Genomic DNA, 12234 nt, shown 5'->3' with positions numbered 1-12234 from the left:
CGCCGCAGCCGATCTCTACCGGCACGGGCCAGATCGACACCCACACGCCCCCTCCCCAGGACCGGTGCGATATTGCGGCAACCCTTCGGCGAATATGCGCCTCCGTCTGCGCCCCGACGCACCCGACCCGGGGTCGAAAAAACCGCCCCGCCCCCGTGAAAAGGCAAGGGGCCGCCCCGCCGGACAGCCCCTCTTCTTCACTGAAATATCCCGGGGAGCCGCCGGAACGGCGGCGGGGCAGAGCCCCTATTTCACCGTGATCCGCCCGTCCAGCATGGGCGCGTAATCCGCCCCCTGCGCGGCCAGGTAATCGGCCAGCACCTCGGCCAGGTCGGGTCCGAAATCATAGGCGTTCTGCGCGTTGTTTGCGAAGACGTCATAACCGTCCCCGCCCGCCCGCATGTAGTTGTTGGACACCACGCCATAGACCGCCTCGGGATCGATCGGCGCCCAATCGCCATCCTGCGCGACCATCACCTCGCTGATCCTGCTCCCGGCCTCGGCGGCAGGATCAACCGTATAGGTCAGCCCGGCCACCTGCGCGAAGCGGCCCGCGCCCTCCTCATACTGGCTGGCGCCGTTCTCCAGCGCGGCCACCACATCCGCGCCCTTCAACTCAAAGGTCGCCAGCGTGTTCTGGAACGGCAGCACGGTATAGACCTCGCCCATGGTGATCGGCCCCGCGTCGATAGAGGCACGCAGCCCGCCGCCATTGGCAATCGCGATGGTCACGCCCTGATCCTTGACCCGGTCCAGCATGGCGTCGGCGACCAGCGTGCCCATCTCGCATTCCTTCGCGCGGCAATCCAGCCGGTCCCCGCCAATCGGGGCTGATGTCTCGGCCACCACCTTCTGCCGCAACTCCTCGATCGGGGCGGCCATCTCCTCGACGCGGGCGGCAATCGCCTCGTCCTCGGGCACCGAGTTGTCCAGCAGGACCGGCTCGCCCTCGGCCTTGGTCAGGTTGCCCTCGTCATCGAAGGTCAGGATCAGATGCCCCAGGTATTTCGAATAGGCATAGGCGGTCGCGACCGGAACCTCCGCGCCCTCCGGCCCCTCGACCATGGTCGGATAAGGCCCCTCGGCCCCCTCCATATCGCCCAGCAGCGTATGCGAATGCCCGCCGATGATCGCGTCGATCCCCGCCACCTCGGCGGCATATTCCAGATCGCGATGATAGCCGACATGGGTCAGCGCGATGATCTTGTTCACCCCCGCCTCGGTCAGTTCCTGCACATCGCCCTTCAGGCTTTCCACATCGTCCATGAAGATGACATTCGGACCGGGAGAAGAGGTCTCGGGCGTGTCCATGGCCAGGGCCGAGACGATCCCGATCTTCTCGCCGCCGACCTCAAGCGTCAGCGTGTCGCCGATCTTCTCCTTGAGGATATTGGACTGCGACAGGTCCAGGTTGCCCGAGATCACCGGGAACTCGACCCCGTCGGCCAGCACCACCGCCCCCTCCGGGCCGTCATCGAATTCATGGTTGCCAAGCGCCATCGCGTCATAGCCGATCCCGGTCATGAACTCGGCCACGTCCTTGCCCTTGTAGGTCGTGTAGAAGAGCGAGCCCTGGTACTGGTCCCCCGCATCCAGGACCAGCACATTGCCGCCCTCGGCAGTGATCTGGTCGCGCAGCTCCCTGACCTTGGTGGCCACCCGCGCCACGCCGCCAAAGCATTCCCCGGCCTCGCGGGTCTCGGCATCGCAGGTGCTGTCATATTTGTTGATCGGCTCGATCCGGCTGTGCAGATCATTGGTGTGCAGGATATGCAGCACCGTCTCGGCCTGCGCCGCCCCGGCAAACAACGCCAAGACCGAAGCCGCCGTCAGAACGCGAACACTCATCCCAGTTTCCCTTCTACCCTGTTGATAACCCTCGGCCAGATTGACCCAAGCCCGACAGGCGGTCAAACCCAGAATGCGGGCTAGCCTCCGGTCGTAACAGGGATACGACAAACCGCTTGGGATAATTGCCCCGCCATCGCGCCCGGCATCTTGACCCCGCCCCCCCGCGCGCGGCAAATGCCCCCATGCTGATCTATAAAATCCTCCGCCCCGCCGAATGGGCCGCGCTGCGGTCCCAAGGCCGCACAGCCGGCGCCCCGGTCGATATCGCCGATGGTTTCGTGCATTTCTCGACCGCCGCCCAGCTTCCCGGAACGCTGGCCAGGCATTTCGCGGATGAGGACGGCCTCACCCTGCTGGCCTGCGATGCGCAAACCCTCGGCAATGACCTGCGGTGGGAACCCTCGCGCGGCGGCGATCTCTTCCCGCATCTCTACCGGCCGCTCGATATGACCGACATCCGCTGGACCCGCGAGATCACGCGCGGCGCAGATGGCCACGACACGGGACCGCTGGAATGAGCCTGATCGAGAAACTCGGCCTCCGCGCCCTGCATTGCCTCGACCCCGAGCAGGCGCATGACCTGTCGATCCGGGCGCTCGCCATGGGCCTCGTCCCCCTTCCCGGCGCGCCCGTCACCTCGGACAGGCTGCGCAGAGAACTGGCCGGGCTGAGCCTGCCCAACCCGGTCGGGCTGGCGGCGGGCTATGACAAGACGCCCGCGCCACCGCCCCGCTGATGCGCGCGGGCTTCGGCTTTGTCGAGCTTGGCGCCGCCACGCCCCGCCCGCAGCCGGGCAACCCGAAACCGCGCCTGTTCCGGCTGACACCCGACCGCGCGATCATCAACCGCTTCGGCTTCAACAATGACGGCGCGGATGCCATCGCCGCCCGCCTCGCGGCACGCCCACCGGGAATCCCGGTCGGCCTCAATATCGGTGCCAACAAGGACAGCGCCGACCGGGCCGCCGATTTCGCCGAGGTCACCCGTGTCGCAGGCGGCTCCGCCGATTTCCTGACCGTCAACGTCTCCTCTCCCAATACCGAGAAGCTGCGCGACCTGCAGGGCGCAGAGGCGCTGGCCGCGCTGCTCGACGGCGTGATGACTGCCCGCGATGCCCTGCCCCGGCGCGTGCCCGTCTTCATCAAGATCGCCCCCGATCTCGACGATGCCGCGCTGTCCGACATCGCCGCGGTCGCCCGCAATGCCCGCATCGACGCGATCATCGCCACCAATACCACGCTCGCGCGCGACGGGCTGACCGATCCGCACAGGTCCGAAACCGGCGGCCTCTCCGGCGCCCCCCTGTTCCAGCGCTCGACCGCCATCCTCGCCCGCCTCTACCGCGAAACCGGCGGCGAGATCCCCCTGGTCGGCACCGGCGGCATCGGCTCGGCGCAACAGGCATGGGACAAGCTGCGCGCCGGAGCCTCGGCGATCCAGCTCTATTCCGCGCTGATCTACCAGGGCTTCTCGCTCGCCCCCCGGATCGCCGAGGAACTCGACACGCGGCTCGCCCGCGACCGGATCAGCCTGCCGGAACTGACCGGCAGCGGCGCGGGCGACTGGCTGTAAAGCCCAGGCAGGAGGCCGCGCCACCCCATCGTGCCAGCCCCCGGCTAGCCGGGGCGCGCGCCCGGCGATATTCCAATAGTCTTCAGCACGTCCCGATAACCAACCGGGCCACAGACCGGCAACAATCCCGCCTTCCACGCAACAGCGCACCCTCGGCGGCCCATCTCCCCACGCCCCGCCTCCAGACATTAACCTTAACGCCGCGCATCGAGCCCGCCCCCGGAATCGGCCATATCTTCTTCATGCAAATATCCCGGGGAGTCGCGCGGCACGCGCGACGGGGCAGAGCCCCGCAATACCGCGCCGCCGGGCAGGTTCCGCCCGACCGCCAGCAAACCCGGTCACCGGATCGCGGTGCTAGAGATAATCCTCGATCCCCAGCAACTGGTTCATCGATTGCGAGGGCTCCGAACAGCCCGCATCCCCGATCACCCGCGCCGGCACCCCGGCCACGGTCTTGCAGGCGGGAACCTCGTGCAGCACCACCGAGCCCGCCGCGATCCGCGAATGGTGACCGATATGGATATTGCCCAGCACCTTGCGCCCGCGCCGATCATCACCCCGTCGCCGACCTTGGGATGGCGGTCGCCATCCTCCTTGCCGGTTCCGCCAAGGGTCACCGAATGCAGCATCGACACGTCATTGCCGACCGTCGCGGTTTCGCCGATGACGATGGAATGGGCGTGGTCGATCATCACCCCGGTGCCGATCCGCGCGGCCGGGTGAATATCGACCCCGAAGCATTCCGAGCAGCGCATCTGCACGAAATAGGCCAGGTCACGCCGCTCCTGGACCCATAGCCAATGCGCCATGCGATAGGCCTGCAATGCCTGGTATCCCTTGAAGAACAGGATCGGCTGGATCAGCCGATGCGTCGCCGGATCGCGGTCATAGACCGCCAGCAGATCGGCCCGCGCCGCATCGCCCAGCTCGGGCGAGACCCGATGCGCCTCATCCGCGATCTCGCGCAGGATCTGCTCGCTCATCTCGCCCGAGGCCAGCTTCTGCGAAAAGCGATAGGCCAGCGCGGCCTCAAGGCTGCGGTGATGCAGCAGCCCGGAATGAATCACCGATCCCAGAAGCGGCTCATCCTGAATCGCCCGGGAAGCTTCATCGCGAATCTGCGCCCAGACCGCGTCACGGTCCAGATCCAGAGGCGCCTTGCTGCCATGTTGCATATTCATCGAAAGGACTCGCTCGCCAATTGCGTGAACCCCAGTCTTAGACCAATTCGGCCGCCGGGAAAAGCGCGAGCCGTCGCGCTTTCCCGAACGGAAAGCCCGGATCAACCGCCCTGCGCGGGCAGCCGCAACTCCCACCAATGCACCGCCAGCCGCACCCGCCCTCCTGCGAATGCGCCCCCTTCGGCGGTCATGACCAGCGGCGCGGGCGCGTAATAACTGACCGGACTTCCCAACAGCCCGCGCGCCCAGGACCCTTTCTGGATGCCCAGCCCACTGCCGAAACGGTCCTCGGCACCCGCTGTTCCCAGTCTCCATTTGCCCAGGCTCCCGCGTAGCGTCTCGGTCACCCGCGCCACCGCGCCCACCACCATCACCCCGTCAGATCGTCAGCGAGGTCTCGAAGCTCGTGCCGGTGCCCACCGAAACCTCCGCCTCGGCCATCCCCGCCCGCATCCCCGATCCATGCGCGCCAAGCGTCAATGCGCCCAAGACCCAATCCGCCCCGTCATGGATCGCCTGCACGCCCCGGTCGGCCACGAAACCCCGCATCCCCGCTGATGGCGTCACGAAGACCCAACCGCCATTCGAGCCGATGGCGACCCGGCCCCCCTGCCCGGCCCATGCGCCCTCGGCCCCCGAGGGCACGCCCCAGCATTGCCCGTCGATCACCGCCAGCGGCGGCACAGGGGCCGAAACGCTTTGCAGCACCAGGTTCACCATCCCGTCCAGCCGCATCAGCGCCTCGTTCACCGTCACATGCTTCTGCGCCTGCGCGGGTTGCAATAGCGGCATCTCCAGCCGCATCGTGTCATTCGCCGTCATTGATTTCCCTCCTGACAAATGGCCCGGCCCCGAACTGTTCCGACAATTGCGCGACCGCGACCGTAAAAGCACCGCCCGCGAGTGCCGCCGACCAGACCCCATCGGGCACCCGGTATTCCGGAGCCGGGACCTGAACCTGGTGGATCACCTCGCCGCCCCGGCTCAGCCGCAGCAGATAGGTCTCCCGCGTCTCGCTTAGGGGCACGTCGGGCCCATCCCAGCCATCGCCATCCACCCGCGCCCGCCGGATCCAGCTGATCCGCCGCCCCTCGATCCGCAGGTGACAGGGCGCATAGGGGCGCAGCCCGATCCCCCTCGCCTCGGTCACAAGCCCCCGGTAACTGGCATCATCGGGCGCACGCAGCGCCGGGCCGATCCGCCAGAACCGCTCCTGCCCCCGGGCCGAGGGCGGCAGCGCCACCTGCCGCACCGCCCCGTCCATCAGCACCACCAGGGACCCGGCAGGCCAGACAGAAGGCATCACCCCATCCGTCCCCGCCTGCCCACGCAGACGCTCGCGGATCTCCCAGATCCCGTCGCCCACCGGCTCGGCCCGGGCGAATTGCAGCAATTCCCAACGCCCCGCCGATCCATCCCCGATCGCCAGCAGATTGGCCCCGGACCAAAGCGCCCGCCGCCCGACCGAGCGCAACGGGTCGCCCTTGATCCGCAGCCGCAAGGGCGCGCCCCGGTCGATCATCCCCGGCCGGGCACGCGCCAAAGGCGTCAATGTCCGCCCCATCACCGCCCGCCGTGTCAGCGTCAGGTTCAGGTCGAACCCGCCGTCCTCCTCGACCGACATATAGGCCGCGACCGATCCCGGCCAGGGATGTGCCGATACCGCAAGATATGGCGCATGCGGCGCCTCGTCCCCCCGCATCAGCGGCAGGTCCAGGAAGACCGGCCAGACCGGCAGCGGCGGCACATATCGCCGGATCGCGGTTTCTTCCTCGACCGCCCGCGCCGGCCGGTAAACCCCCGGATCGACCCGCACCGCCTCGACGCTGATCGCCCCGGCCCGCTCCACCCGGTCGATCCGCCATGACTGCACCTCTGCGCCCTCGCGCGTCACGCGCAGCACATCCCCCGGCCCCAGATCCGCGCGCGAGGGCGGCAGGGCGAGGCGCATCCTGTCGCGCGAGACCTCGGCCTCGGCCAGCCACCGCTCGGCAATCGCCCGCCCCTCGGCCCGTGTCAGCAGCATCGGGAACTCGCTCCCGGCGGTATTGTCCCTGACGTCCCCGGGCAGGATCGCCTCCGCTGTCGCGACCGCGTAATCGCCGCCCGCCTCGACATGGCTCAGCCGCAGCCGTCCCGCCATCTCGGCATCCGGCGCCCGCGTGACCTCGATCCCGCTCAGCCCATCGGCCAGCGCCAGATCATCCGGCCCGATCTCGCCCTTGGCCCGGCCATCCCGCATGACGAAACGCAGCATCCCGTCACGCTCCACCGCGTCAAAGCCATGGGCCAGCATCAAGGGTTGCAGCGCCGCCCGCCCGGTCTCCTGCCCCTCCAGCCGATAGCCGCGCACGACACCCGACAAGCCGCTGGTATCGAAAGCCCTCACCCCCGCCTCCCGGCAGATATCACCCACGACCGAGGCCAGCGGCACCGCCCCCGCCCGCCCGTTCAGCCAATGGCCCCGCTCCCATGCCGGACCATCGCTCCACAGGTCGCGCCGGGCAGGAAAGGCGGGATAGGGCCGCGCGTCCCAGCACCAGACATGCGCGCGCGCCATATCGATCATCCGCCCGCCATCCTTCATGACCGGGTTATTCGCCGGATCGCGCCAATAGCCCATCACCGCCTGCACGTAAGCCGCCTGCAAGGCATCGTCCCGCCGCCCGTCGGAATACCAGGGCAGAGCGCTTTCCGAGCTCATCGCATCCAGGAACCTGTTGGGCTGGTTCGTCGCCTTGTCCAGCGCCGCGCAGCCGATCTCGGTGAACCAGATCGGCTTCGATCCCGGCACCCATGCCGTCGCCTCTTCCGATCGCACCCCGCCCGGCCGGTCGTAATGCAGGTTCTGCCACCAGCTTCGCAGATCCTTGTAGCGCCAGACCCAGGCCTCGTCATGGGCACCGTCGGTGATCGGGCTGCGCCGCTGCGCGTCCCGGTCGGCATCCGAGGCGTAATACCAGTCATAGCCCTCGCCGCCCTCGATATTGGCGCGCAGATAAGCGGGATTGTCGATCCGCCCCCAATGCGCGTCCAGATGCCCCGCGCCCTCGCGCCAGTCGGACAGGGGCATGTAATTGTCGATGCCGATGAAATCGATATTCGCATCGGCCCAGAGCGGATCGAGATGAAAGAACAGCTCGCCCCCGCCCGGATGATGGCCGAAATATTCCGACCAGTCGGCGGCATAACCCAGATTGACCTCCGGCCCCAGCACGGCCCGCACATCCGCCGCCAGCCGCCGCAGCTCCGTCACCGCCGGATAGCTGCCCCCGGCCCCGCGGATCCGCGTCATCCCAACCATTTCCGAACCGATCACGAAAGCATCCACGCCCCCCGCCAGCGCGCAGAGATGCGCGTAATGCAGGACAAAGCGGCGATAGGACCATTCCTCCGGCCCGCGATACTCGATCCGCTCACCATCGCGGATGAAATCCCCCGGCCCGGCCTGTCCGAAAAACGCCGCCACCTCGGCCTCCGCCGCCCCGGTCCCGTCCGGCGAGCCCTCGCGCCCCGCCGCCACCGATGTCGTGATCCGCCCCCGCCAAGGCATGACCGGCTGTTCGGCACCCCCATAGGGATCGGCCAGCCCGTTGCCCGCAAGCTGCTCCATCAGGATGAACGGATAGAACTTCGCCTTGCGCCCCGATCCCGCAATCGCCCGCAAGGCCTCGACCACCGAAGCGTCCGCAGGCGTCCCGTCATAAACCGGCCGCCCGTCGCGTTTCGCCACCTCCCAAGCGTCAGCACGAGTCACGCCCCCCGCCCGCCACGGCATCTCGCTCCCCTCGGCCCCAGGGTCCTCCACCTTGGGGCGCAGCGAACAGTGGCCGATCCGCAGATCATCCCCGAACCAGGACACCACCAGCGAGACCGAGCCGACATTCGGCAATTCCCGCCCCAGCACATCCATCGAGGCCGAGAAATCCGTCCCGCCCATCGGCGTATTCACGTTAACCGCGCGCCGCTCCCCCAGCCCCAGGTCTTGCGTGACCGGAGTCGTCGCCAGCGCATATTCCCCGCTGCCGGGGATCATCGCAACGGCAGCGACATCGGCAGACAGCCCCCGACCATCCTGTGCCGGTCGCGTCACCTCGAAACTCAGCTGCGGTACCCGGTTGCCCCAGGGCGACAGGCCCAGGTCCTCCAGCACGACATAGGCCAGCCCGCGATAGGCCGGCGCCTCCTCCCCCTCATGCGCGGCAATCGCCGGATCGGGCATCTGCGCCTCATCGCCCGGATAGACCCGCATGTTCAGATCCGCCGCCGCGAGTTCCTCGCCATCGGCCCAGACCCGCCCGACGCCAAGGATCCGCCCCTCGCACAGCGCCAGCGCCACCGAGACGCGATAGCCGCTCCCCGCCGTCCGGGGCCTTGCCGCCCCCTTGCCGCCGCCCTCGTCCCGCCGGACCTCCTCCAGCGGTGAGGCCCAGATCACATGCCCCGGCACCCGCATCTGCCCCCAGATACGCGGCACCGGCACGCCCTCCCCGGCGCTCTGCAATCGCAGCCGGTCGATCCGCCCGGTCGCCACCGCCCTTGATCCCGCCCCGACCAGATGCTGATCTATGGCCCGCCCGGCACTCGCCCCCGCAGCGGCTCCGACCTGGGCCGCCGACAATCCCAGAACCGTCCCGCCGACGCTCTCGCCAATCGCGGAACCCAACGCGGACAACACGACAGTAGCCATCCCGGCCTCCTTCCCCGAACCCGCCCCCGCGAACAGCGCAAGGCCCTTCTTCTTCATGAAAATATCCAGCAAAGGCCGCCCAGAAGCACCGCCCCCGCCCGATAAAGCCCCCTTCAGGGAAACCGGAACCGCGCCACGATCCGCTGCCTCCATGGCAGGCTCAGAGGGCTGTCGATCACCCCATGCCCGCTATAGGCATGCAGGAACCGCTCCTCTCCCGCGGCGATGCCAGATGCTTGGCCACCGCGCCCGGACGCATCCGGAACAACAGAACCTGCCCCGCCGCCAATGCCACATCCGGCCCGACCGGCAACAGATGCCGCGCCGCCCCCGCCATCAGCACCTCCCGCCCGCCGGTCTGTCGCCCATGCAGGCGGCGGCGGTGGCGCTGGATGTGCATAACAGTGCCAGCGCGTGGTCCAAGGCGCTGCTGGACAATGCCGCCCGGCCCTCGGGGGCGATCGTCTACAAGGGGGCGGATGGGCAGGGGGTGCTGAGCCCTGAGCAATATGACCGGCTGGTGGGCGAGATCGAGATGAACCACCAGGGCGCGCGCAATGCCGGGCGCCCGATGCTGCTGGAGGGCGGGCTGGACTGGAAGCAGATGGGGTTCAGCCCCTCGGACATGGAGTTTCACCAGACTAAGCTGGCGGCGGCGCGGGAGATTGCGCTGGCCTTTGGCGTGCCGCCGATGCTGCTGGGGATGCCGGGGGATGCGACCTATGCCAATTATGCCGAGGCGCATCGGGCATTCTATCGGCTGACGGTTCTGCCGCTGGCGGCGCGGGTGGCGGCCTCGGTCGCGTGGTTCCTGTCGGAACACCTGGGGGCGGAGGTTCTGCTGCGGCCCGATCCGGACGCGATCCCGGCCCTGGCCGAGGAGCGGGACAGGCAATGGAAGCGGATCGGAGAGGCGGCATTCCTGGGTGATGCCGAGAAGCGGGCGCTGCTGGGGCTGGCGCCGATGGAAGGGGGGTGAGGCGATGGAGCATTCGCGTTTCGCGCAGGTGACCGGCTGGCAGGATCCGCGGCTGGAGGCGCAGGAGCGGATCATGGCGCTGCAATTCGGCACGGTCGAGAAGCGGCTGGAGCGGATCGAGGCGATGATCGAGGGGTTGGAGCGGCGCTTGTGGATGACGGTTTACGGCGTCGTCGCCGTGATCCTGACGCAGGCGGTGCAGGGCATATTGGAATATGCGCCGAAAGGAGGGTGAGGATGATTTCGGGGCTTGAGGTGAAATTCGCGGGCGGGGCCGGGCTGTCGTGCGACGGGCATCTGACCTCGGCCACCAGCCGCTCGGCCCCATGCCGGCGCATCGCCGCGATGGCGGCCTTCGCCCAGTCCAGCGGGCTGCCCCTGACCGTCGCATCCTCCAGCACATAGGCCCGCCAGTCCCTCGGCTCGCCCGCCGACGCGACGCCTGCCACCACGATCCCGCATTCATCGGCATGCGCCCCCGAACTCACCGCCGGATCGACCGCGACCACAACCCGGTCCAGGGCGGGCGCCGCCTCGGCCCGGCAGCCCTCCAGCATCGCACTTGTCCACAGCGCCCCCTCGACATCCTCCAGCAGCACGCCCTCCAGCTCCTGCCGCCCCAGCCGCGTGCCGCCGTAACGGGCCTGCACCTCGGCCAGGAAACTCTCGGCCAGCCAGGCCCGGTTCGCCTCGGTCGCGGCATGGGTCACCACCGTCGAGGGATTGCGCAGGATCCGCTTCAGCACTCCCAGGTTGCGCGGCGTCGTGGTGATCACCTGCTGCGGATGCGCGCCCAGCCGCAACGCGAATTGCAGCATGTCCCAGCTTTCCTCGGCGCGCTTCCACTTGGCCAGCTCATCCACCCAGCCGCGTCGAACTGAGGCCCGCGCAGCGCCTCGGACTCATGCCCGGAATAGGCCATGGCCACCGCGCCATTGGGCCAGACCAGCCGCCGCCGCCCCGCCTCCCAGACCGGCCGCCGGTCCGGAGGGCAGCAGGCGAGGATACCGCTCTCGCCATGCACCATGACCTCGCGCACCTGGTCGAAGGTCTCGCCGACCAGCGCCACCCGCCGGCACCGCCCCGCGGCACCGGGCGTAGCCCCCTCGACCATGGCGCGCACCCATTCGGCCCCGGCCCGGGTCTTGCCCGCACCGCGCCCGCCCATGATCACCCAGCTTTTCCAATCGCCATCGGGCGGCAATTGATGCGGCATCGCCCAGAACTCGAACAACCATGGCAGGCTCAGCAGCGCATGCTCGCTCAGTCCCCCCAGGAATTCCTCAGCCTGTTCCGGCGCGGCGCAGGCAAGCCAGGCGGAGCCCGATCTCATCGCGCGCCGCATCGAGATCGAGCTCTCCGCCACCGATTCCCCCGGCAATATCCTTGCGGTATCTGTCAAGTTTCTGCCTCTCTTCCATCAGCATGTGGATCGCCTGCCGCACCGTCTTCGCGGTCTCGGTGGCCTTCTTCAGCCTGCCGGGATCCAGCGCCTCCCAATCGCTCGCGGCAATCGCCTCGCGATGGGCGCGCAGATCCCTGACATAATCCCAGAACAGCCATTCCGCCGTCGCGATCACCTCTTCGGGATCGGTCCCGGAACCCTGTCCCGCCTGCGCCTCGCTCGCCCCAACGGGCCTGGGGGCCGATGCGCCCACGCGCCCGGCCCCGTCCTTGTCGTCGTCCTTCATGCAAATCGCCCCGCGCCTCGTGTCCTGTCCGCACGAGCCAAGAAACGAAAAAGCGGCCCAGGGTCTCACCCCGGCCGCTCGCCCATTTCTCCCAGCATGGGTGTTTTCTACCTTAAGGCGTTCTCAGAGTCAATATCTAAACCTATGAGAGAGTTTCGAAAACCAGATAAATCAACTTAAAACAGACGATTACCCGTTGCGCCGCCCAAGCCGCACGCCAAGATGCAACGGATGAAAAAGCCCGCCACAAAGGGCGGGCTGACTCAA

7 protein-coding genes and 4 pseudogenes are annotated in these 12234 nt (G+C 68.2%); 4 read left to right on the top strand and 7 right to left on the bottom strand.

The window, feature by feature from the left end:
• Positions 1-246: 246 nt before the first annotated feature.
• A complete protein-coding gene (locus A7A09_RS18225) occupies positions 247-1848 on the bottom strand; it encodes a bifunctional metallophosphatase/5'-nucleotidase (RefSeq protein ID WP_106692721.1) in 1602 nt (533 codons plus the stop codon).
• Between the two features lie 185 nt (positions 1849-2033).
• Here A7A09_RS18225 and A7A09_RS18220 point away from each other — a divergent pair, with 185 nt between their 5' ends.
• Entirely contained in the window at positions 2034-2369 is a 336-nt protein-coding gene (locus tag A7A09_RS18220; protein ID WP_106692720.1) for a DUF952 domain-containing protein, read from the top strand.
• Positions 2366-3423: pseudogene (locus A7A09_RS18215) on the top strand (quinone-dependent dihydroorotate dehydrogenase). The gene A7A09_RS18220 and the pseudogene A7A09_RS18215 overlap by 4 nt, the downstream one beginning before the upstream one ends.
• A gap of 357 nt (positions 3424-3780) precedes the next feature.
• Here A7A09_RS18215 and cysE read toward each other — a convergent pair.
• The 4 genes and pseudogenes from cysE to A7A09_RS18200 all read right to left on the bottom strand — a co-directional run bounded on the left by cysE (position 3781) and on the right by A7A09_RS18200 (position 9297).
• Positions 3781-4601, bottom strand: a pseudogene (gene cysE / locus A7A09_RS18210) (serine O-acetyltransferase).
• Between the two features lie 107 nt (positions 4602-4708).
• Positions 4709-4978: a hypothetical protein gene (locus tag A7A09_RS21705; protein WP_245999457.1), complete on the bottom strand. Its 270-nt coding sequence runs from the start codon at positions 4976-4978 to the stop codon at positions 4709-4711.
• Between the two features lie 7 nt (positions 4979-4985).
• Positions 4986-5429, bottom strand: a complete 444-nt coding sequence (locus A7A09_RS21700; protein WP_245999455.1) for a DUF2793 domain-containing protein — start codon at positions 5427-5429, stop codon at positions 4986-4988.
• A complete protein-coding gene (locus A7A09_RS18200) occupies positions 5416-9297 on the bottom strand; it encodes a baseplate multidomain protein megatron (RefSeq protein ID WP_106692779.1) in 3882 nt (1293 codons plus the stop codon). The genes A7A09_RS21700 and A7A09_RS18200 overlap by 14 nt, the downstream gene beginning before the upstream one ends.
• A gap of 355 nt (positions 9298-9652) precedes the next feature.
• Here A7A09_RS18200 and A7A09_RS18190 point away from each other — a divergent pair.
• Positions 9653-10276 (top strand): annotated as a pseudogene (locus A7A09_RS18190) (phage portal protein); the annotation flags it as partial.
• A 4-nt stretch (positions 10277-10280) separates the two neighbouring features.
• Entirely contained in the window at positions 10281-10511 is a 231-nt protein-coding gene (locus A7A09_RS21690; protein WP_106692719.1) for a GTA head formation protein, RCAP_rcc01685 family, read from the top strand.
• A 64-nt stretch (positions 10512-10575) separates the two neighbouring features.
• Here the strand turns inward: A7A09_RS21690 and A7A09_RS18180 are convergent.
• Together A7A09_RS18180 and A7A09_RS18175 are read right to left on the bottom strand one after the other, a co-directional pair.
• Positions 10576-11609, bottom strand: a pseudogene (locus A7A09_RS18180) (DNA-packaging protein); the annotation flags it as partial.
• Positions 11560-11967: a permease gene (locus tag A7A09_RS18175; protein WP_106692718.1), complete on the bottom strand. Its 408-nt coding sequence runs from the start codon at positions 11965-11967 to the stop codon at positions 11560-11562. The gene A7A09_RS18175 and the pseudogene A7A09_RS18180, both read right to left, overlap by 50 nt.
• Between the last annotated feature and the right edge of the window lie 267 nt (positions 11968-12234).

The organism is Paracoccus methylarcula, from assembly GCF_003007735.2.
GTDB lineage: Bacteria > Pseudomonadota > Alphaproteobacteria > Rhodobacterales > Rhodobacteraceae > Paracoccus > Paracoccus methylarcula.
Note: the sequence above shows the minus strand (reverse complement) of the source record. Positions and strands in the feature narration are given on the sequence as shown.